The sequence below is a fragment of the Nostocoides sp. genome (assembly GCF_037045025.1).
Lineage (GTDB): Bacteria > Actinomycetota > Actinomycetes > Actinomycetales > Dermatophilaceae > Nostocoides_A.
Window position 1 is genome coordinate 618,166 of record NZ_JBAOHM010000011.1, and the last position, 20,923, is coordinate 639,088.

17 protein-coding genes and 1 pseudogene are annotated in these 20,923 nt (G+C 66.7%); 5 read left to right on the forward strand and 13 right to left on the reverse strand.

Going from position 1 to position 20,923, the window contains the following annotated elements; genetic code table 11:
* Nucleotides 1-39 precede the first annotated feature (39 nt).
* From V9G19_RS14105 to V9G19_RS14165, 13 genes and pseudogenes are all read right to left on the reverse strand, one after another.
* Nucleotides 40-993 carry a type II secretion system F family protein gene (locus V9G19_RS14105; protein ID WP_462286037.1) on the reverse strand — a complete coding sequence of 318 codons (954 nt, stop codon included), beginning with the start codon at nucleotides 991-993 and terminating at the stop codon, nucleotides 40-42.
* A gap of 7 nt (nucleotides 994-1,000) precedes the next feature.
* Nucleotides 1,001-1,870, reverse strand: coding sequence for a type II secretion system F family protein (locus V9G19_RS14110; RefSeq protein ID WP_462286038.1), 870 nt, complete (start codon nucleotides 1,868-1,870; stop codon nucleotides 1,001-1,003).
* A 6-nt stretch (nucleotides 1,871-1,876) separates the two neighbouring features.
* On the reverse strand, nucleotides 1,877-3,109 hold the full coding sequence (locus V9G19_RS14115) for a CpaF family protein (protein WP_462286039.1): 1,233 nt from the start codon (nucleotides 3,107-3,109) through the stop codon (nucleotides 1,877-1,879).
* 206 nt (nucleotides 3,110-3,315) lie between these two features.
* Nucleotides 3,316-4,149: an NAD(P)H-binding protein gene (locus tag V9G19_RS14120; protein ID WP_462286040.1), complete on the reverse strand. Its 834-nt coding sequence runs from the start codon at nucleotides 4,147-4,149 to the stop codon at nucleotides 3,316-3,318.
* Between the two features lie 147 nt (nucleotides 4,150-4,296).
* The gene (locus V9G19_RS14125; RefSeq protein WP_462286041.1) at nucleotides 4,297-4,506 is read right to left on the reverse strand and encodes a hypothetical protein; all 210 of its coding nucleotides are present in this window, start codon (nucleotides 4,504-4,506) and stop codon (nucleotides 4,297-4,299) included.
* Between the two features lie 527 nt (nucleotides 4,507-5,033).
* Nucleotides 5,034-5,195 (reverse strand): annotated as a pseudogene (locus V9G19_RS14130) (DNA excisionase); the annotation flags it as partial.
* A 28-nt stretch (nucleotides 5,196-5,223) separates the two neighbouring features.
* The gene (locus V9G19_RS14135) at nucleotides 5,224-5,484 is read right to left on the reverse strand and encodes a hypothetical protein (RefSeq protein ID WP_462286042.1); all 261 of its coding nucleotides are present in this window, start codon (nucleotides 5,482-5,484) and stop codon (nucleotides 5,224-5,226) included.
* Nucleotides 5,485-5,493: 9 nt separating this feature from the next.
* Nucleotides 5,494-6,546, reverse strand: coding sequence for a DMT family transporter (locus V9G19_RS14140; RefSeq protein WP_462286043.1), 1,053 nt, complete (start codon nucleotides 6,544-6,546; stop codon nucleotides 5,494-5,496).
* Between the two features lie 31 nt (nucleotides 6,547-6,577).
* Nucleotides 6,578-8,125 (reverse strand): aldehyde dehydrogenase family protein, encoded by a 1,548-nt coding sequence (locus tag V9G19_RS14145; RefSeq protein WP_462286044.1) that lies wholly within the window; start codon nucleotides 8,123-8,125, stop codon nucleotides 6,578-6,580.
* Nucleotides 8,126-8,166: 41 nt separating this feature from the next.
* On the reverse strand, nucleotides 8,167-9,924 hold the full coding sequence (locus V9G19_RS14150; protein ID WP_462286045.1) for a cobalamin B12-binding domain-containing protein: 1,758 nt from the start codon (nucleotides 9,922-9,924) through the stop codon (nucleotides 8,167-8,169).
* 127 nt (nucleotides 9,925-10,051) lie between these two features.
* Entirely contained in the window at nucleotides 10,052-12,043 is a 1,992-nt protein-coding gene (locus V9G19_RS14155; protein WP_462286046.1) for a hydantoinase/oxoprolinase family protein, read from the reverse strand.
* A gap of 9 nt (nucleotides 12,044-12,052) precedes the next feature.
* Nucleotides 12,053-13,372, reverse strand: coding sequence for an aspartate aminotransferase family protein (locus tag V9G19_RS14160; protein ID WP_462286047.1), 1,320 nt, complete (start codon nucleotides 13,370-13,372; stop codon nucleotides 12,053-12,055).
* A gap of 133 nt (nucleotides 13,373-13,505) precedes the next feature.
* A complete protein-coding gene (locus V9G19_RS14165; RefSeq protein WP_462286048.1) occupies nucleotides 13,506-14,516 on the reverse strand; it encodes an ROK family protein in 1,011 nt (336 codons plus the stop codon).
* Between the two features lie 351 nt (nucleotides 14,517-14,867).
* Between V9G19_RS14165 and V9G19_RS14170 the strand changes: the two genes are divergently transcribed.
* The 5 genes from V9G19_RS14170 to V9G19_RS14190 all read left to right on the forward strand — a co-directional run bounded on the left by V9G19_RS14170 (nucleotide 14,868) and on the right by V9G19_RS14190 (nucleotide 20,918).
* Nucleotides 14,868-16,559 carry an ABC transporter substrate-binding protein gene (locus V9G19_RS14170; RefSeq protein WP_462286049.1) on the forward strand — a complete coding sequence of 564 codons (1,692 nt, stop codon included), beginning with the start codon at nucleotides 14,868-14,870 and terminating at the stop codon, nucleotides 16,557-16,559.
* Nucleotides 16,560-16,671: 112 nt separating this feature from the next.
* Nucleotides 16,672-17,682, forward strand: a complete 1,011-nt coding sequence (locus V9G19_RS14175) for an ABC transporter permease (protein WP_462286050.1) — start codon at nucleotides 16,672-16,674, stop codon at nucleotides 17,680-17,682.
* A 5-nt stretch (nucleotides 17,683-17,687) separates the two neighbouring features.
* Entirely contained in the window at nucleotides 17,688-18,704 is a 1,017-nt protein-coding gene (locus tag V9G19_RS14180) for an ABC transporter permease (protein ID WP_462286051.1), read from the forward strand.
* Nucleotides 18,705-18,708: 4 nt separating this feature from the next.
* Nucleotides 18,709-19,770: an ABC transporter ATP-binding protein gene (locus V9G19_RS14185; protein WP_462286052.1), complete on the forward strand. Its 1,062-nt coding sequence runs from the start codon at nucleotides 18,709-18,711 to the stop codon at nucleotides 19,768-19,770.
* Nucleotides 19,767-20,918, forward strand: a complete 1,152-nt coding sequence (locus tag V9G19_RS14190) for an ABC transporter ATP-binding protein (RefSeq protein ID WP_462286053.1) — start codon at nucleotides 19,767-19,769, stop codon at nucleotides 20,916-20,918. Before V9G19_RS14185 ends, V9G19_RS14190 begins: the two co-directional genes overlap by 4 nt.
* The last annotated feature ends 5 nt before the right edge of the window (nucleotides 20,919-20,923 follow it).

Here is a 20,923-nt window from a genome sequence, read left to right on the forward strand (position 1 = left end):
CCTGGTGGTGTTGTCCGCTCGCACGGTGCGGGCGGGGGCCTACATCGAGAACTTCAGGAACGTGAAACCGGGATAGACGGCAAAGAGGATCGTCACCGGGAGGACGAAGAAGATCACCGGGACCATCATCCCGATCTCCTTCTTGCCGCCCTTTTCCATCAGGGCCCGCCGGCTCTCCTCGCGGACGTCTTGCGCCTGGGCGCGCAGGACTTCGGCGAGCGGGGTGCCGCGCTCGACGGCGATGACGATGCCGTCGACGAATCGGCGTAGCGAGGCCAGCCCGGTGCGCTCGGCCAGACCCTCGAGGGCATTGGGCAGATTGGCGCCGGCCCGGGCATCGGCCAGGCAACGGCCGAGCTCGCCGGCCAACTCGCCGCGGGAGAGTCGGCAGACGCGTTCTAGGGCGCCGACCGCCCCCTCACCGGCGCCCACGGCGAGCGCGAGCAACTCGGCGATGGTGGGGAACTCCTCGAGCATCAGCTGCTCGCGGCGCACCGCCCGACGGGTGAGCCACTGATCCCAGCCGACGACGCCGGCGGCCACGCTGAGCCCGATCAGCAGCAGGAAGGGAACCGGGTTACCGCCCTGGCCGAACATCGCGCTGAGGCCGACGATGGTGCCGAGGGCCCCGGCGAGCGCTCCGGCCAGCACCTGCTCGGCGCGGAAACGGTCGACGTCGGGGGCCTGGCCCGCGCGCAGCAGCCGCCGGCGCACGGAGTCGGCACCACCGAGGACGCGCTCGACCCAGCGGCCCAGGTCGCCCACGACCGGCCGGCCGAGGACGGCGAGAACGCCCGCCGGGCTGGCGATCGGGCGCTCGCGCAGTCGCGAGTAGCGCACGTCTTCGGACAGATAGGGACTCATTCGAGCGGCCAGGGTGGGGCGTCGGCGGGCGGGCACGCGTCGCCAGATCACCCACAGCCCGAGCGCAATGCCGAGGCCGGCTAGGCCGCCGGCGCGGCCGAGGCCGAAGTCGAGCAGGTTGACGGTCATTGCGGTCTCATCCCAGGACCCGGTCTTCCTCGGGCAGCCGCGCGATTCGCACCATCAGCCGATAGGCGATGACCGTGCAGACCCCGCCACCGACGAGGACGAGGGTGCCGGCGCGGGAGGCATAGGCCTGCACCGCCTCGGGACGGGTGCAGAGCATCGCCAGCACAACCCAGGGCGCAGCGACGGCCAGCCGGGCGGCGTTGACCGTCCATGACTGCCGGGTCTCCATCTCGGCACGGATCTTGGCGTCCTCGCGCAAGAAGCCCGAGAGGGTGCGCAGCAGCCGGCCGAGGTCGCTGCCGCCGACCTCACGGGCCATCCGCAGCGACTCGACGAGCCGGTCGCCCACCGGGTCGGCCAATCGAGCCTTGAGCCGGTCAAGGCTGTCGTGGAAACGGCCAGTCGTGCGATAGTCCTCGGCGAACCCGCGGAAGGCAGGCCGCAGCTGGGCGGGGCCGCGCGTCGAGAGTTGGGCGAGCGCCTCGGGCAGGGCGAGCCCTGCGCGCACCCCGGAGGTGATGTTGTCGACGGCATCCGGCCAGGCCTCGCGCAATCCCGCGCGCCGTTTGCGCGCCTTGGCCCGCACCAGCCCGATCGGGGCGATCCCGAGGAGGACGGCGAAGCAGCCGCCGATGGAGGCGACCTTCACAAAGCCGGTGACCACGACGAACGTGAAGGTCGCGAGCAGGACGCACGTGGCGACGAGCGCACGCGGGCCGATCGCGGCATACCCGGCTTGAATCAGGTCATCGCCGATGCGGTCCATCCACGTGCGTTTGGCGCCCGTCGTCTGGGGCGCCTCCTCGGGCACCCAACACGACCACCAGATCAGGAAGAGGCCGAGCCCGAGGATGAAGCCGATCGTGATGCCGCTCATGGCGATTCACGCGGCCGGCCGGAGCAACGCGGCGACGTCGAAGCCAGCGGCCTCGAATCGCTCCAGGTGGGGCGGGAAGCCGTCGGCGCGCTCCAGCTGGCCACCGCGGCGGACATAGATGTCGGCCATCTCCACGACATCGCCTTCGACCCGCCCGGGAACCGCCGCGATCTCGCGCACCCGCCGCACGCCGTCACGTTCCAGCGCTGCGTGCACGACGAGATCAATGGAGGATGCGACGGTCGGCACCACGAAGCGGGCGCCGACGTTCTCCCCGGCCAGCAACGGCAGGGTGCACATCTTGACGATCGCTTCGCGGGCGCTGTTGGCGTGGAGGGTCGCCATCCCGGGCAGGCCAGAATTGAGGGCGATGAGCAGGTCCAGGCTCTCGGCCTGGCGCACTTCGCCGACGATGATCCGCGAGGGGCGCATCCGCAGCGCCTCCTTGACCAGCCGGCGCAGCGGGATCTCGCCGGTCCCCTCGAGGCTGGGTTGGCGGCATTGCATGCTTGCGACATCGCGTTGCGGGATCTTGAGCTCAAACACTTCCTCGCAGGTCACGATCCGCTCGCGCGGGGGGATCGCCGCCGACAGGCAGTTGAGCAGGGTCGTCTTGCCCGCCTGGGTGCCACCGGCGACCAGGATATTGAGGCCCGCTACGACCGCGGCCTCGAGGAAGCGGCTGGACTGCGGAGTCAGGGTGCCGAGCCGCACCAGGTCGTCGAGGGCGTTTGCCTTGACGATGAACTTGCGGATGTTGACCACCCAATGCTGGCGGGTGATGTCGGGGATGACGACGTGCAGTCGAGAGCCGTCGGGCAGGACGGCGTCGACGAAGGGGGAGGACAGGTCGACGCGCCGGCCGGAGGACTTCAGCATCCGCTCGACGAGGTCGCGCACGGCCTCGTCGCTGAGGATCGTCGGGGTCAGCTCGGCCATGCCCCCGCGGGCCACGAACACGCGGCTGGGGGTGTTGATCCAGATCTCCTCGATCTCGACGTCGTCGAAATACTGTTGCAGCGGGCCGAATCCGGCGACGGCGTCGAAAACCGCCTTGGTTGCGGCCTCGGGGTCGCCGACGCGGGGGAGGGAGGAGCCGAGGCAGCGGTCGTCATAGTCGGCCACCTGCTCGCGGATCAGCGTGCGGACCTGCTCGGTGTCGCGGACCGGGTCGAGTTCGGAGGCGCGGATCAGCTCGCGCACCTCGGTCTCGATCGTCGTGATCGCCTGCACGGCCACCCCCGAACCCCGGACCGGCGGCCGACCGACTCGACCGCTCTTGCCCCGGGACACTAGAGCGCGGTTACCGATCCCGCGAGGCGAAACCGGGGTTATCCACAGCCAAACGACGGAATTTACCCTTTGCTGACCAAAAACTTACGCAAACCGGGGGAAACGCGCTCACCTGAGCGGCCAGTTGGCCCCTTGCCCGCCATCCTCCTCCGCTATGTCGCTTCCCGCCACTCCGGGATATCGGCGTGGTCTCGCGCGAAGGTAGCGAACGGGGTCGCCGAGTGCCCAGTAGCTGCCGAGACCCCGTCCGAGACGTAGTCAAGTTCGCCGGCGCGCATGGCCCGATCGAGATAGGTGATCGCGTGGATGGCCTCGGGGTGGTAGCCGAGGTCGGCGAGGTGACGTTGATAGACATCCAGCTCGACCTCGACCGCGGTCACCTCTCGGCCCAGGGCGCTTCCGATCGCCGCCGCGACGTCCGTCATGGTGATCGCTGCCGGCCCGCTGATCGCGTATTCCTTCTCGTCGTGCCCCGGCTCGACGAGGGCCGCCGTCGCGACCGCCCCGATGTCCCGGGCATCCACAAAGGGGCACCGGCCGCCGTCGCTGCAGTGCAGGATCCGCCCCTGCCGGATGCCGTCGGCAAAGTAGCCCGGGGCGGTGAAGTTTTGGGCGAACCAGGCCGGCTGGATGATCGTCCATACCAATGCGCTCTCCCGCACCAGCTGCTCGCGCGCCAACCCGGCTTCCCGGTCGGTGTCGATCCAGTCGCGAGCCGAGAGCAGCACCACGCGCTGCACGCCGCGCTCCCGGCTCAAGGCCAAGAAGGCGCCGAGCCGGTCGACTCCACCGTGGCTCTCGTCCGCGATCACATACACCGCGCCGGCGTCGTGCACCGCGGCCGGCCAGGTCGCGGGGTTCTGCCAGTCGAAGGGGATGGGGGTCGACCGCGACACCGGGCGGACGTCGTAGCCGAGGGCGGTCAGCCTGCTGGTGATATTGCTTCCGGTCTTCCCGGTTCCTCCGAGAACGGTCACGACGGTCATTCGCACTCCCTCATCTGGCAATCTCGGTTGTCGGGCAATGTCGTTGACGGGAATCGCACGACCGCGCCGCCATGCTTCCCGCCGCCGGTCCCAGGTCGATCACCCCGTCCGCTCGGCGGATGACGTCCAGGCCGTGTTCCACGACGATCACGGTGTTTCCCCTGGTCGACCAGCCAGCCGATTGAGCAATGCCAGGAGGAGGTCGACGTCGCAGCCGTGCAGGCCGGTCGTCGGCTCGTCCATGGCATAGACGCCCCCGCGCGCCTCCAGCGCCTCAGCGACCGTCATTGCGAGCACGTCCAAAATCGTGCGGCCGTCCAGCCGGTGGCTCAGCGCTTCCCGGACGGTAGCGTGCACCGACCCCGTTCGCCTTGGCGAACAGGGAGCGGATCCGATCGAAGATGCCGATGTATGTGGCCGGCGTGGACCGCGAGCTGGTCCCGTGCTCTGGTCCGGGCGCGGGTGCTCCTTGATGGGGTATGCCGGTTCAGGTAGTCCGCGGTGGGCGTGTGCTGGCGCAGCAGCTCGGGCAGGGGCCCCTGGAAGATGACCCGGCCACCCTGACGGCCGGCGGCCGGCGGCCGGCCCCATGTCGATCACCTCGTCGGCAATCTCGATGACGCCCTTGTCGTGTTTGACGACGACCGGACCATCTTCAGTCGTTGGGTCTCCCCGCCGGACAGGCTCGTGCTGACCCGGTTCAGGTTGAGGTACTCCAGGCCCAGGTCGGCGATCCGCTTTAGGCCCTGCTGGATCTTCCCGGCGATGGGTGGGTCGACCGTCGGCGATGCTCCGGCCGGCCAGGGTGCTGTCCAGGGCAGCGTGACAAGGAGTAGGCGGACGAGGAGCAGCCGAAGCAGCGGCGCCAGGTCGGCGTCTCGTTCCACTCGGCGCATCGCCTCGGCCGCGATGGTGTCGAAGACAAGGGACGACTTGCCCGATCCGGAGACGCGAGTGAAGACCACCAGCCTCTCCTGGGGGATGCGCACGTCGACGTATTTCAAGTTGTTCTCGTGGGCCCCCACGATCACGATGTCGCTGCTGATGCATCCCCTCGGAGTCGCCGGGGTGTCCTTAGAGGTACTTCTGCCGGGACTTGCCGTAGTCGGTCACGACATAGGTCACATGCAGGTTGCCGGACTGGTCCAGCTCGAGGTTCTCGGCCTTCATGAAGCCCACGCCGAGGAAGGAGTCGAGATACTCCTCCACCTGCTTGCGACTGCACATCTTCTCGGTGCCATATTGGGGGGCCAGCGCGGACATCATCTCGTCCGCGTCGAACCCGGCATCCTTTTGGATCCCGTACTCGAGGATCCGTGTCTTCATGGGCAGCATGGGTCTCTCCTAGTCGACATTTCGCAGGTTGACGAGTTCGGATGGCTTGCTGATGACGAGGAGCAGCCCGAGGACCACGACGATGGCACCCACGATGCCGAACTTCGTCACCGAATAGGCGGCCACGCCCATGGCGGAGAAGAGGTATCCGAGCGGGATGCTCCACACCGGTCGCGAGCTGTCGATCGCCAGCGTCCGCGACGGCCCGGTCCGGTTGAAGGCGAGGTAGGCCGCGTTGTAGTTGATCGCGCCGAGCAGGCCCATGATCGCCACGAACAGCAACAGCTTCGGGCTGGTGAGGACCATGTTCAGGATCGACCCGAAGTCCTCGATATGCCCGGTGGCGGCTGACAGGATGGTCATCGCAGTCAGCCCGATGATGCCCGAGCCGAAGCACCGGTAGATGCCACACCCGACGTTCGGGTCGATCATGTCGCCGGCATACGTGGAGAACTGCGACTCGAGCGTGAAGCCGATCGGCGCCATCAGCGCGAGCATGACTCCGAGAGCGAAGTTCGAGCCCGTCTCCCCTTCCGCCCAGCCGGCGATGATGACCCCGAGAACGGTGATCGTGATCCCGAGATAGACGCGCGGACTGATGTTCTCGTGCAGGAAGAACCGGCTGACGATGACCGTCAGCACGGGCCCGAGCGAGGTGATGACCGCGACCATCGTCAGGCCGGCGAAGGGCGTCGCCGCCATCCATAGCCCGGTGGCCATCGGCCCGGCGACAGCGGCCGCGAGCAGCATCATCCACGAGATCCTCAGCCCGGCCGTGCGCTTGTACTCCGGGATCCCCTTTCCCTTCGAGGCGTTGTAGAGGAAGGAGAACACGCCGGCGAAGAGGTCGGCCATACCGATCAGCGTGATCGAGATAATGACGCTCAGCAGCACCTTCTCCGCGAGGGTGGCGGCGACATCCTCCGTCACCGACACGTTGAAGATGTTCTGCACGATCGCCGTGATCGGCATGAGGATGGCGATCTTCATGCCGCTGGTGGCCAGCTTGATCTTCCTGGCCTGATACGCCTGGGTTGCGGTCAACACCGCGGTGTCGGACATCATTGTCTCCGAATCGATTTCGTTGGATCGGCTACTCGCCGATCAGATCCTCGGCCTGCGGCGCAACCTTGGCCGTGATGAGTTCCTTGGCCAGCTTGGAGACCTCGCCGGTGTAGCGCTCGAAGGCCAGGAAGTCGCCCATGCCGTCCTCGTGCTCGTAGAGGCGCTCCTTGGGCGAGACATCACAGAAACCGTAGGTCTTCATCCGCGAGAACTCGGCGCAGGTGTAGCCGCCGCCCTCGACGCCGATGCCGGTGGCCTTGGTGCCGCCGAAGGGCTGGTCGTTGTGCCGCAGCGCGCTCGACCCGTTGACCCACACGGCCGAGGATTCGATGTTCTCGGTGAAGTAGTAGGCCTTCTTCAGGTCCTTGGTGATCACCGAGGCGCTCAGGCCGAACTTGCTCTGGTTGGCGATCGCGACGGCTTCCTCGTCGGTCGTGAAGGTGATGATGGGGATGACCGGGCCGAAGACCTCCATGTCCTTGGCGATGTCCATGTCCTTGGTGACATTGTCGATGATCGTCACGTCCATCGCGGCGCCTTCGCGGGTGCCGCCGTAGATGAGCTTGGCGCCCTGGGCGACCGTATGCGCGATCTGCTTCTCGACGTTGATCGCCGATTCTTCGTTGCGCAACCGGGTCAGGTCGGCCTTCGGGTCGGTCGCGTGGCCGCGGGTGAGGCCGTCGCAGAACGTGATGAGGCACTTGACGAAGGTGTCCTTGGCCCGCTCGTGGACGATGGTGCGCTTCGGGGAGGCGCAGACCTGCCCGTTGTTCTCGATGATCCGGCCCCAGCCGAGGCACTCGATGGCCTTGACCATCTGCTCGGGGTCATCGGCGACCTCCTCGGTGATGATGAGGGGGTCGTTGCCGCCGAGCTCGAGGTGGATGTTGGTGATGTTCTCGGCGGCGGCGTGCATCATCGCCGTGCCGGACTTCATCCCGCCGGTCAGCGCGATGCACCCGATCCTGGGGTTGGTGAGCAGGGCTGCGGTCGTGTCCTCGTGGGACGCGGTGATGAAGTGGATGCACGCCGCCGGCACACCCGCCTCGTGGGCGAGGTCGACGAGCAACTTGACGCAGTTGGCCGCGTTGGGGTCGGCCTTGACGATGCAGGTGTTGCCCATCAGCAGCGCGGGGACGATCTTCTGCATGGTCAGCTCGACGGGATAATTGAACGGGATGATGCAGGCGATCACGCCGAGGGCCTCGCGCCGGACAAAAACGGAGTGGTTCTCATAGCCCTCGGAGCTGTCCATGAGGACCTGGCCGTAGAGGTGCTTGCCGACCTCGATGTTGGCGCGGCCGATCTCGGCGGCATACGTCGTCTCGGCGCGGGACTGCAGGATCGGCTTGCCCATCTCCTTGGACATGAACATCGCGATGTCCTCGCGGCGCTCGTCCACCAGGTCGCAGAATTTGTAGAGGATCTGGCCGCGCTCAAAGGTCGGGACCCGCTCCCAGCGCGGCTGAATGTCGAAGGCGGCATCGACCATGGCGGAGATCTCGGCGGCGTCGTAGTTGGGCACGGACCCGACCAGTTCGCCGGTGGAGATGTCGATAACGTCCAGTTGCTTCATCGCTGTTCCTGCTCTCTTCGGGGTGGTTTGGCGTCGTCTGGTCAGACGGCGCACATGAAGGTGATTTGCTCGGCGAAGTCGTTGGATGCGCAGATCCCGAGCTCCTTGATCAGGTCGTCGACCTCGACCGGCTCGGTGTGCCCGGGCACGAGGGAGTTGAGCATCCCGCCCATACAGATCCGGTATGTCTTGCCCCGCTGCTCGGCGCTGGCCGCGAGTTGCCGCGCATAGCCGAGGCTTTGACCGTTGTGGACCGAGACGCAGACGATGTCCGCGCCCTCCTCGTCGGCGACGTCCAGCACGAAGGCGGGTTCCATGTTCGTGCCGCAGTTGACGACCTCGGCATCGAGAGCCGACCACACTTGATCGATGAGCAACAGGCCGTAGCTGTGGACGTCCGCGGAGGCGCACACGACCCGCTTGCCCTTGAGCGCGCTGCCGTATCCCTGCTCCGTCAGGCCGTCGATGACACGCTGGCGGGCCTGCATCGTCTCGCGCCCCATGACGGTGGGCACGATGGGTTCGAACTGCTCGCCCGCCCAGGTCGTGGGGTGGAAGGCGTGCTCGAAACGCACGGGGTCGAAGCGGCGCAGCAGCATGATCATCTGCAGCGGATCGCAGGTGTCGACCCCGGCCTCGGTGAAGGCCGCCATGACGTTCTCGTGGAACTTCGTGCCTTCGGCGATCAGCAGATCACGCATCTGCTCGAACTTGCTGAAGTCGATGAACTCCAGCCACTCCTTGGCCTTGCGCTCCGCGCCGACGCCGCACTTGACGATGTTGAACAGCTCGTCCAGCGTCGGCACCCGCTGGGCCTCGGTGATGGAGACCGGATTGATGATCGTCGGCAACTGGTACTTCAGGTTGATCACCGACTGGATCAGCATCTCCGAGGCCGCCAACCCGTAGTTGGCCTCGATGTCGTGGTCCCATTGCTCGTTCGTCGAGCCGTTGTAGTAGGTCGTGAACGGGTGGTCCTCGGTGCCGAAGAGCTTCTCCATCGCCAACGCGAACGACATGCGGGGCAGGATCTCGGAGAGTAATCCCCCGTAGCTCAACGCCATTCGCGCGCCGCACAGGTCCTCGATGATGTAGTGCTCGATCATCTCGTAGCCGACATAGGACACGACATCGAGAAAGAAGCCGGGCAACCCATCCTCGGGATAGGTGATGCAGTCCATGCCCTCGTCGCGTTTGGCGGCCAGGATGCCCATCGAGCGGCACATGTCGGAGAACCGCTGCCGGTCGTCGTGGAAGCCGGGATACTCCCAGATGAAGGTCGAGAAGCAGCCGAGGCGTGAGGTGCCGGCCTTGAGGGCGTATGCCGTCGTCGTCAGGTTGTTGGGACTGGCCAGGTGCCAGTCCTGCCAGCAGACGTCGACCGGGCCGGCCTCGGTATGCGCGAGCCAGTCGGCCTCGTCGGCGAAGAGGTAGGACGTTCCCTTCGGGGCCTCCTCCCAGTACTCGCGCTCCAGGCCGACCAGTTGGCTGGGGATCGACTGCACGGAGCGAACCTCGAAGCCGGTGCGGTCGGCGAACTCGCCCACCTGTCGAATGGCGTCCAGCATCTCCTCCAGCGTGGACAACCCGATCAGCAGTTGATAGGTCTGCTTGCCGTTCGCGAGGTTCGCTTGACGATAGGCGAGGTGGCTCTCGTGCCCGGTCTCCTGAAGAAACCGCGAGCGATTCCACGGGATCTCCTTGGCCAGCTCGCGGCCCTCGGCAACCAACGCGCGCCCATCGGGATAACCCACCGGAATCAGGCTGGCGATGTACTCCCGAAGCTCCTGACTCACCATGGACGACCTCCTCCCGTCTGCCCGGATCGCTGCTGTTCCCGGGCCTGTTCCGATCAACGTAGCGGTTCGTGAAGGACTTGGCAATAGTATTTATATAAGTAATGTAAAAAATCTGTATGGCGACAGTTCAGGCATGGTGGACTCCACCGCTTGTGGGGTATGCCGCTGGGCGCGGCTCGTTGAAGCGGGCCGTGACGTGAACAACGCGCTCCACCAATAGCTTTCGGCCGTGTTCTAAGCTGGCGATCTCGAAGTCCTCGACCCGGGACTCGATGCTCGGAGGTGTGTCACCAGCCAGGCCAAGGATGAAGTCCGCCCCCGACCGGATGGCCTGTGCCGTGGCCTCGTCCAAGGTCTCGCAGGCGAGGCGGCCCATCGGTGAGAAGGCGATGAACTTCCCCGTGACCGTCTCGTGGCGGATGAGGACTTCGACGCTCTCCACAGCGTGGGCGACGGCTGCGCCGATCGCGTTCGCCACCTCCGCGTGTTCAGGGACCTCGGCTTGCAAGAGCGATCCCGCGCGGTCCTCGGCGAGCCACGTCGCCGCTGGGGCGCCGATGCCGACGACGGGCTTGAGCAGGTGATAGTTGGCCCGCAGGGTCGTTGAGGTGGGAGTGAAGCACAGCCGGTTGAGGAAGTAGTCCGCGGCGCCGCCCTCCGTGAGATCGAGGTCCTGGCGATCGACATACGTCGCCGCCCGCACTGCCGCGAGCTCGAGCCGGTCGCGGATGGCGCGTTGCACGTGCTCGCTGAACGCGTGGCTGGTCCCGCCCCACTGCTCGGCCGAGATCTGCAGGGCCAGCTCGGCCGCGCGGACGTCCCAGGCCCGGAACTCGCCCGTCACGTGCCAAAGATCCGTCGGGGTGAGCGAGATCCGCTCGATGACCCCCCAGGTGATCAACTCACCGAGGACCTGCCGCAACCCGGTCATCTTAAGGGTCTGGTCCAGGTGCTGCAGAGTGCGAGGACCGCTTCGCAGCACGTCGGTGATCAGGCGTTCGTCGCTGCTGTATGGCAGTCGCTCGTCCGTCGCGACCAAGACGAAGGCTTCCTGGTCGGTGTTGCGGAAGCCAAGATGCAGGCGTTCGGACCACATCCGTTCGAGGTCGTCGATCAGCTGGGGGTAGCGGGCGCCCGCCAGTGCGTAGCTGACCGACTTGGTGGGGCCAACCTGCAGCCGCTTCTGGCCGTCGAGATAGATGCGACTGTCTCCGCCGAGTCCGACCGTGAAGACTTCCGCCGCGCGCACGTGGGTGGTCCAGCCGCCGACGGTTGCCCCATCCGGGCGCAGCACGAGCCGACCGTTGGTCACGTTGACGACATCGGTCGTGGTGCCACCGATGTCCACCACGAACGAATCGCTCCGGCCCGACAGGTGGACTGCCCCGATCGCACTCGCGGCGGGACCGGAGAGGATGGTCTCGATGGGTTTGCTGCGGGCCCAGGACTCGGCCATCAAGGTGCCGTCGCCACGCACCAGCATCAGCGGGGCGTCGACCCCGCGCTTGGTCAGGACCTCCCTCGCCGAGTCCATCAGGTGACACACCAGCGGGATCAGCTTGGCGTTGAGCACGGCGGTGACGGTGCGGTCGTAATAGCCGAGTCTCGGGGTCAACTCGTGCGCGCATACCACCGGCAGGTCGAGGCGATCCTCGATCACCGCCTTGACGAACAACTCGTGCTCCGGGCAGCGCACGCTGGCATACCCGGACACGGCGACGACGTCCACCTGTCCGCGCAGGGCGTCGACGGCCTCGCGGACCTGCGCCGGGTCGATGTTCTCGACCAGTCGGCCCTTGATATCGAACTTGCCCTTGACCAGCACGGGTCGCGGCGTCGGGAGTTTCCCGCTTGGTGTGCTCCCGATCAGCACCAGCCCGACCCGGCAGCCATGGCCCTCGACGATGGCATTGGTCGCCAACGTCGTCGAGAGGCAGGCCATCGTGATCCGCCCGAGCAGGTCCGCGGGCACCCCCGTGATGCACGCCTGCAGACACTGCGTCAGGTCGTGCTTGGTCGTCAGCGTCTTGGCCTTGTGCAGCACCTGGCTGCCGTCGGCGTCGACGACGACGCAGTCGGTGTAGGTGCCGCCGGCGTCGATGCCCAGGACGAGGTTCACGTGCCTGGGTTAGCTCAGGCCGGCAAAGATGGTGTCCATCTTCGTCAGCGTCTCATCGATGTCGGCGAGCGTGTGAGCCGTCATCAGCGCCCGGTGCGCGGGCGTGATCGCCGTGGATGTGTCGTGGAACCACAGGCCGGCGTCGATCGCCGCCCGGACAAACCGCTTGTCCATCTCGCGGTCGAACTCGGTGGCGATCCGGCGGAAGTCGAAGTCGTCCTCCGGATCCTCCACGCCGAAATAGATCGCCCAGCGCGCGCCGACCCCGCGGACGTGTCCGGGCAGGTTGTGTGTGGCGAAGAGGTCGTTGACGCCGGTGAACAGCCGCGTGCCCAACTGGTCGAAGTGCTCGTAGAAGTCGGGTTCGAGGGACATCGTCAGGCACTCCACGGCGGCGACGACCGCCAGGAGCGAGCCGGTATAGGTGCCGCTCATCACGACGTTGCCGAGCGGGTTGAGCCGGTCCATGATCTCCGCCTTTCCGCCGACCAGGGCGATCGGCAGCCCACCACCGATCGCCTTGGCGGCGGTCGTCAGATCGGGCAGAACGCCGAAACGCCGCTGGGCGCTTCCGGGGCTCATCCGCAATCCGGTGATGACTTCGTCGAAGATCAGCACGATCCGTTCCCGGGTGCAGATCTCCCGAACGTTCGCCAGGAACTTCTCCCGCGCCTCCAGGCAGCCGCAGTTGTAGCTGATCGGCTCGAGGATGACGGCCGCGAGCTGCCCGGAATACTTCTGCACGGCGTGCTCAAGGGCCGCCACGTCGTTGAAGACGACGTTGATCACGCTGGCGCTCGCGTCGGCTGGGAAGCCGGCCGAGTCGGGGACGGTTCTCACCTGACCGAACTCGTCGGCGGGGTTGACGGCGTTGTGGTTGAACCAGATGTTCTCGTGCATCCCGTGGAAGTGACCGTCGAACCGCAGCACCTTGTCCCGGCAGGTGAAGGCGCGGGCCAGTCGGATGGCCGCCTGGGTGGCCTCCGAACCGGTGTTGGCCAGCCGGATCTTCTCGCAACTGGGGAAGATCTGCCGGGTCAGCTTGGCCAGTTGGAGGGTGTCGTAGGTGTCGTAGTTCATGAAGAAGCCACGCTCGATCGCGCCGGCAAGCGCACGCTCGATCCGCGGATGCTTGTGGCCGAAGAGCGCGGCTCCCGACCCGCCGTGGTAGTCGATGTAGGCGTTGCCGTCGATGTCATACAGCCGGGCGCCCTCGGCCCGGTCCAGATAGAGCGGGCGGCCGAGCTGCCCGTTGTACCGCTGGCCGGCCGAGGCCCCGCCGACCAGCCAGTGGGCCGCCTCGGTGTAGAGCTGCTGTTGATGTGACATGACGCCGCCTGTCTTCCACATGAATTGATGCACAACTTACTGTAACTATGCGATTAATTAGTTACGCTAGCCCTGGGCCGATGGTGGCGTCAAGAGGCAGCGCCGCTCTCGTCGCTGGCGCCGCCACCGGGCGTCACTCCCGCAGCTGGAAGAGCAGCTTGTCCAGGCCCACGCGCACCAACCCACTGACGTAATGCTCGGAGATGTCGTTGCTGGCGACCAGCCGGGGTAGATGTGCTTCGGGAACGATGGCGGCGCAGGACTTCCTCACCTCGGCTAGGTCGCTCTCGTCGATGTTGTGGCCCATGAGCATGACCACCTCGGGATCGACGGTGCAACCGATGATGAGGACGACCTTCGCGGCGAGATCTCGGAACGCCGCTCGGTCCTGCAGGGCCTGCCGCTGGGCCGCCCGGCTGATCCCGAACCCGTCGAGGATGTGATACAGCTCGCCGGCAAAACCGGTGTGGCCGCGCACCGCCTGCCCGTCGATGATCAGGCCACAGCCGACGTAGGCATCCTCGGGGAAGAGAACCGTGGCCAGGTTGCCGCCATTGTGCGGGACGGAGTTATAGACGCCCGTGGCAATGAAGTCCATGTCGTTGTGGACCTCGGGCGTGATCGTGAACCTGGCACGCACAAGTGCGGCGACGTCCACGCCGACCAAGGTCTCGACATCACAGTAGTCGATGACGCCGCCCTGAGCGACGCCGGGAAATCCGAAGGCGATGCCGCGAATAAGCGGATCGGCCCGCAATTGCTCGGCGATCAGCTCCTCGATGACCGGATAGGTGATCGACTCCGGATGCTGTCGGCCACGGGAGCGGACCTGCCCGAGTGCGTCCGCTACCGCGAACTCGACGGTGTTCCGGCCACGCTCGCCCAGAACGTAGACGCCGAGGACATGCAGATAGTCGGGATTGTAGGTGAACCGCGTGGCGGGACGCCCGACATAACCGTCCTCCTGCGCCATATACAGGATCTCGCCGTCGGCGCGCATCTCATTGAGAATTGTGTTGCACGTGGACACGCTCAACGACGTCCACTGCGACATCTCTGCCTTGGTGCACGTCTTGCGGGCCTGGACTTGTCTGCGAATCCGCTCCCGGTTGAGCTGCCGCACTTCCGGTGTGCTGCGCACCATTGAGCATTCTCCATGTCAGGGGGTGGCTGCATGTTATCAACGCCGCTGCTCAGCCACGCTGCCGCGGCGGCGGCCGTCGTGTCCCCCTGGGTGCTGCGTGGGTCGGGCGAGCCGCACCTTTTGCCGGTCGCCGGCGGCCGCACCGCGAAACCTGCGGCCGGACGTCTCCTTCCGGTAACGAACTGGTGCGGTGAGGGAGCCACGGTCGAGCGCAGTGACTAGGGTTCAGCCAGCGTTCGGCGTGGAACGCCATCCGGTCGCGGGCTCGCGGCCGGGAGGCACCGGCCGAGGGCATCGCCAAGTCCGTGGCGGCATCCGGCACGGAGATTGATGACCACAGTGAGGTAGCGAATGAAACTCACGCGCATGACGGCTCCGGTCGTCCTCGCAAGCGCGATAGCGCTCGGGCTGGCCGGGTGTGCCCAATCCGAGCGGACGGGCGAGAGCTCCAGCAGCGGCTCGGCGAGCGAGGGAGGCGGCGATGGCGCGACCAGCGACACCTTCACCTTCGGCGCCGCCGGGGCGCCGGAAACCTTCGACCCCTTCTATGCCAGCGACGGCGAGACCTTTCGGGTCACCCGCCAGATGATGCAGGGCCTGCTCGGCATCAAGCCCGGCAGCGCCGACGCCCAGCCTGAGCTCGCCGAGAGCTGGGAGCCGTCCGAGGACGGCCTGACCTGGACCTTCAAGCTGCGTCAGGGCGTCAAGTTCACCGACGGCGAGGCGTTCAACGCCGAAGCCGTCTGCTACAACTTCGAGCGGATGTTCGACCAGAACGAGGTCGCTGCCGCCGGCCCGGCCGAATACTGGGCATACACGATGGGCGGTTTCAAGTCGGGCGAGGACGAGTCGCTCTACAAGAGCTGCACCGCCAAGGACGAGTCCACGGTCGAGCTGGCGCTCACCCGGGTCACCTCCGACTTCCCGGTGCTGCTGACCCTCGACTCCTTCTCCATGCAAAGCCCCAAGGCCCTCAAGGACGGCGACGCCAACAACGTCCAAAAGGAAGGCGAGGGCTTCAAGTATCCGGCCTACGCCTCGGCCCCGGTCGGCACCGGCCCCTACAAGCTGGAGAAGTACGACGAGGCCAACAAGACGATCACCCTGGTGCGCAACGACGACTACTGGGGCGATAAGGCCAAGACGGCCAAGCTGGTCTTCAAGATCGTCCCCGACGAGGCCACCCGCCGCCAAGAACTCGAGGCCAAAAGCATCAACGCCTACGACCTGCCCAACCCGGTGGACTGGAAGGACCTGGAGGGAGCCGGGAACCAGGTGCTCGTCCGGCCGGCGTTCAACATCCTCTACATGGGGCTGAACCCGGAAAAGAACAAGAAGCTGCAGGACCTCAAGGTGCGCCAGGCCATCTATATGGCGCTCAACCGCGAACAGCTGGTCAGCACCCAGCTGCCCGAGGGCGCCAAGGTCGCCACCCAATTCATGCCCGATACCGTCGCCGGCTACAACACCTTGCTGCAGCCGATGGAATACAACGTCGAGAAGGCCAAGGCCCTGCTCAAGGAGGCCGGCGCCGAGGGGATGACGCTGCAGTTCGCCTACCCGTCCGAAGTCTCCCGGCCCTACATGCCGGACCCGCAGAAGATCCACGACGCGCTGCGCACCGACCTCGAGGCGATCGGCATCAAGGTCGACGTTGTCACCAAGCCGTGGAACGGCGGATACCTCGACGGCGTGGACAACGGCCAGTTCGACGCCTGGCTGCTCGGCTGGACCGGCGACTACAACTCGGCCAACAACTTCATCGGCACCTTCTTCTCGGCTCCGAGCAACGACTTCCACACCTACGCGACCGACTTCGGGCAGACTCTCACCAAGGAGCTGCGCGAGGCCGACGGGATCGTCGACGAGGGCGAGCGGACCACGGCATACGAGGCGCTGAACAAGAAGATCATGGAGGAATATCTCCCCGGCCTGCCCATCAGCCACAGCCCGCCGGCTCTGGTTGTCGGCACCGGCGTCGAGGGCGTCGTCCCGAGCCCGCTGACCGCGGAGACGTTCGACACCGTCACCGTCGCCAAGTGAGGATCGCGATCGACCCTCGTGCGGTAACCCGCTAGCGTGCTCGCCCCAGCACCCCGCCGGGTGCTGGGGCGCTCACGCCTCCTCGCCGACCGGACCAAGGAGTGAACGACCGGTGCTGCGCTTCATCGTCAGACGCCTGCTGCAGATGGTCGGTGTCGTCCTCGTGCTCTCCCTGTTGCTGTTCATGTGGCTGCGCTCGCTGCCCGGCGGCACCGTCTCGGCAATGCTCGGGGAGCGGGCAACCCCCGAAAAGCGCGAGGCGCTGACCAAGGCGCTCGGGCTCGACCAGCCGCTGTATGTCCAGTACTGGAGCTACCTCAAGCGGGTCGCCACCGGCAACTTCGGCGCCTCGACCGGGGTGCTGCCCGGCCGGGACGCCTTCGAGATCTTCCTGGCCCGATTCCCGGCGACGATCGAGCTAAGCACCTTCGCGATCCTGCTCGCGGTGCTGCTCGGAATCCCGCTCGGCTATCTCGCCGCTCGCCGCCGCGCCAGCCTCTTTGACAACGCGAGCGTCATTGTCTCGCTCATCGGTGTCGCGGTGCCGGTGTTTTTTTTGGCCTTCCTGCTCAAGTGGGCGTTCGCGGTCAAGCTCGGCTGGCTGCCGGTCTCGGGGCGACAGAGCGGCACCATCGACGCCACCCGAGTGACCGGCTTCTTCGTCCTTGACGGGCTGCTCACCCGCGAATGGGACGCCTCCTGGGACGCGATCAAGCACCTCATCCTGCCGGCGTGCGCGCTGGCGACCATCCCGTTCGCGATCATCTTCCGCATCACCCGGGCCTCGGTGCTGGAAGTGCTCGACGAGGACTTCGTGCGCACCGCGGAGTCCAAGGGCTTGACCAACCGGGTCATCCGCGGCCGGCACATCATGCGCAATGCGCTGCTGCCCGTGGTCACGACGATCGGTCTGCAGGTCGGTGGCCTGCTGGCCGGGGCCGTGCTGACCGAGCGGGTCTTCTCCTTCGGCGGGATCGGGGAGGCCCTCGCGACCAGCTTCGAGTTGCGCGACTTCGCCGTCCTGCAGGTGCTGATCCTCGCGGCCGCGGCCGTTTTCGTCCTCGTCAATCTGCTGGTCGACATCCTGTATGCCGTGATCGACCCGCGCGTGCGGACCCGGTGAGCCCGATGACCCGACCTCCTGCCGACCCGCCGCCCCCGGACACCAAGCCCCGCGGCTTCGGCGCGCGACGCAAGGCCAAGATCGACGACCTCGCTGCGAGCGCCGGCGGCGCGCCGGTCGTCGACGAGGCCGGCGCGGTCGACGACAGCCCCGGCGTCTCGCTCATCGCCAGCGCGTGGCGCCGGCTGCGCCGCGACCGCGTCTTTTTGATCGGTGCCGCGATCACGATCGTCTTCCTGTTGGTCGCCGCGACCGCCCAATGGCTCGCACCGCACGACCCGACCGTGCGCTACCTCATCGATAAGGTTCGGCCACAAAGCAATCCGGTGCCCGGACCGGAGCCGGGATTCCCGCTCGGTGCCGACACCCGGGGTCGGGACCTGCTCTCCCGGCTGATTGTCGGCAGCCAGCAGACGCTGCTCGTCGGGGTCTTTGCGACGCTGTTCTCGTTCATCGGCGGATTGACTCTCGGGACGCTCGCGGGGGCGATCGGCGGCTGGGTGGACTCGCTTGTCATGCGAGCCGTCGATGTCATGCTCTCCATTCCTTCGCTGTTGCTGGCGGTCTCGATCGCCGCGCTCGCCGCTCAGCCCAGCCAGTGGACGGTGATCATCGCCATCGCCGTGACCTATGTCCCCGTCTTTGCCCGGCTGTTGCGTGGCTCGATGCTCGCCCAGCGCGCCAGCGACCACGTGCTCGCCGCCCGGGCACTCGGCGTCAAACCCGCCGCCATCGTCTTTAGGCATATGCTGCCCAACTCGCTGGGTCCGGTGATCGTTCAGGCGACGCTGGTCTTGGCCACGGCGGTCATCGACGCCGCCGCGCTGTCCTTCCTCGGGCTCGGCAATCCCGACGACCGCCGCCCGGAGTGGGGCCAAATGCTCGGCGACGCACAGAAATTCATCGGCTCCTATCCCCATCTGGCCTTCTATCCGGCTGCCTGCATCATCGTCGTCGCGTTCGGCTTCACGCTGATGGGCGAGTCGCTGCGCGAAGCCCTGGACCCCAAGACGCGGAGGTGACCCGATGAGCACCAGCGTCGGCGCACGAACGGCCGGAACGGCATACGACCGAGACACGCGACACAGCGAGCCGCTGCTGTCGGTGACCGACTTGTCGGTCGTTTTCCAGCGGCACGGGGAGAAGCCGTTCACGGCCGTCGACAAGGTCAGCTTCGAGGTCCGCCCCGGCCAGACCGTCGGCCTGGTCGGTGAGTCCGGCAGCGGGAAGTCGGTCACCAACCTCGCGCTGATGGGGCTGCTCCCCGCGCGCGGCAACACGGTGACCGGCACCGCGGTCTTCGAGGGGACCGACCTACTGCGGCTGACCCCGAGTCAAATGCGCGAGCGCCGCGGACGCGACCTCGGGATGATCTTCCAGGACCCGCTGTCGTCGCTGAATCCGGTGGTGCCCATCGGGATCCAGGTGACCGAGGTGCTCGAACGGCACAAGGGAATGTCCCGCAAGGCCGCCATGCCGCGCGCCAAGGAGATGCTGGACAAGGTCGGCATACCCGACCCGAGCCGGCGGCTGAATGAATATCCACATCAGCTGTCCGGGGGCATGCGCCAGCGCGCCCTGATCGCGATGGCCCTGGCCTGCGAGCCGCGACTGCTCATCGCCGACGAGCCGACGACGGCGCTCGACGTGACGATCCAGGCCCAGATCTTGCAACTGCTCAAGGACTTGGTGCGCGACAGCGGGACAGCGCTGATCATGATCACTCACGACCTCGGCGTCGTCGCCGGGCTGTGCGACGAGGTCAACGTCATGTATGGCGGCAAGATCGTCGAGCGGGGCCAGCGACACGAGCTGTTCGCCGCGCCGCGGCATCCCTATACGCACGGGCTGCTCGGCTCGATCCCGCGCCTGGACGGCACTCGCGGCGAGCCGCTGACCCCCATCCCCGGGTCGGTCGCCGACAATCTGCCATGGGATAACGCCTGTGCCTTCGCCCCCCGCTGCAGCCAACCGGTCGACGTATGCCGCAGGCGCACACCGGAATTCGTCGAAGAGGGCGTGGAGGCGTTGCGCTGCCATAACCCGGTGGATCCCCATGCCGCCGGAACCTGGGAGGGGGAGCGATGACCGTCAGCGAGCGCCCGGGCACGGGCGAGGACGTCCTTGTCGACGTCCGCGGGGTCAAGGTCCATTTCCCGATCAAACGGGGCGCGATCTTCGACAAGACGATCGGCTATGTCTATGCCGTCGACGGCGTCGACCTGCAGATCCGGCGCGGCGAAACCTATGGCCTGGTGGGCGAGTCCGGGTGTGGCAAGTCGACGCTCGGCCGGGCGATCCTCAACCTCGAGCCGCCCACGGAGGGCACCGTCTTCTTCGACGGCCTTGACATCGCCTCCCTCAAGGGCGAGGAACTGCGCCGCAAACGCCGCGACATCCAGATGGTCTTCCAAGACCCGATGTCCAGCCTCGACCCCCGCCAATCTGTCGAATCCCTTCTCCTGGAAGGAATGAAGGCGCACGGGCTGACCAAGGACGGCGCCGGAGCCAACAAGCGGCTGCGAGATCTGCTCACCGCGGTCGGCTTGCCGACAACCTCGCTGTCGAAATACCCGCACGAGTTCTCCGGCGGACAGCGGCAACGCATCGGCATCGCCCGCGCCCTGTCCGTGGACCCCAAACTGATTGTTGCCGACGAGCCGGTCTCGGCGCTCGACGTCTCGGTGCAGGCCCAGGTGATCAATCTGCTCGAGGAGCTCCAGGAGCAGTTCGGGCTGACCTATATCGTCGTCGCCCACGACCTCGCCGTGGTCCGGCACATCAGCGACCGGGTCGGGGTCATGTATCTCGGCTCGATCGTCGAGGAAGCCTCCTCCGACGATCTCTATGCCCACCCGCTGCACCCCTACACCCGAGCGCTGATGTCCGCGGTGCCGGTGCCCGATCCCATCGTCGAGGACCGGCGTGAGCGGATCCTGCTTACCGGGGACCTGCCGTCGCCGGCCAACCCGCCCAGTGGCTGCCGCTTCCATACGCGCTGTCCGTGGCGCCAGCCGCAGCGCTGCGACAGCGAGCGACCCGAGCTGCGGGAGATCGGCATCGAGGGTGTCCCCGGAGGGCACCGAGTGGCCTGTCACTTCGTCGAGGACATCGCGAGGGGAGCGATCCGGCCACACGAGGTGACCGCCGAGGCGGTCGATCCGACTCTCGGTGAATCCGACCCGAGCGGCGGCTCGTTCCTCGGCCCGGCATCGACTGTTGACGCCACGATCTGACCGCG

What these genes read in the sequence shown, in the direction of transcription:
- V9G19_RS14105 (WP_462286037.1), bottom strand. Translation starts at nt 993, where the DNA reads ATGACCGTCAACCTGCTCGACTTCGGCCTCGGCCGCGCCGGCGGCCTA.
- V9G19_RS14110 (WP_462286038.1), bottom strand. Translation starts at nt 1,870, where the DNA reads ATGAGCGGCATCACGATCGGCTTCATCCTCGGGCTCGGCCTCTTCCTG.
- V9G19_RS14120 (WP_462286040.1), bottom strand. Translation starts at nt 4,149, where the DNA reads ATGACCGTCGTGACCGTTCTCGGAGGAACCGGGAAGACCGGAAGCAAT.
- V9G19_RS14135 (WP_462286042.1), bottom strand. Translation starts at nt 5,484, where the DNA reads ATGCTGCCCATGAAGACACGGATCCTCGAGTACGGGATCCAAAAGGAT.
- V9G19_RS14140 (WP_462286043.1), bottom strand. Translation starts at nt 6,546, where the DNA reads ATGTCCGACACCGCGGTGTTGACCGCAACCCAGGCGTATCAGGCCAGG.
- V9G19_RS14145 (WP_462286044.1), bottom strand. Translation starts at nt 8,125, where the DNA reads ATGAAGCAACTGGACGTTATCGACATCTCCACCGGCGAACTGGTCGGG.
- V9G19_RS14150 (WP_462286045.1), bottom strand. Translation starts at nt 9,924, where the DNA reads ATGGTGAGTCAGGAGCTTCGGGAGTACATCGCCAGCCTGATTCCGGTG.
- V9G19_RS14160 (WP_462286047.1), bottom strand. Translation starts at nt 13,372, where the DNA reads ATGTCACATCAACAGCAGCTCTACACCGAGGCGGCCCACTGGCTGGTC.
- V9G19_RS14165 (WP_462286048.1), bottom strand. Translation starts at nt 14,516, where the DNA reads ATGGTGCGCAGCACACCGGAAGTGCGGCAGCTCAACCGGGAGCGGATT.
- V9G19_RS14170 (WP_462286049.1), top strand. Translation starts at nt 14,868, where the DNA reads ATGAAACTCACGCGCATGACGGCTCCGGTCGTCCTCGCAAGCGCGATA.
- V9G19_RS14180 (WP_462286051.1), top strand. Translation starts at nt 17,688, where the DNA reads ATGACCCGACCTCCTGCCGACCCGCCGCCCCCGGACACCAAGCCCCGC.
- V9G19_RS14185 (WP_462286052.1), top strand. Translation starts at nt 18,709, where the DNA reads ATGAGCACCAGCGTCGGCGCACGAACGGCCGGAACGGCATACGACCGA.
- V9G19_RS14190 (WP_462286053.1), top strand. Translation starts at nt 19,767, where the DNA reads ATGACCGTCAGCGAGCGCCCGGGCACGGGCGAGGACGTCCTTGTCGAC.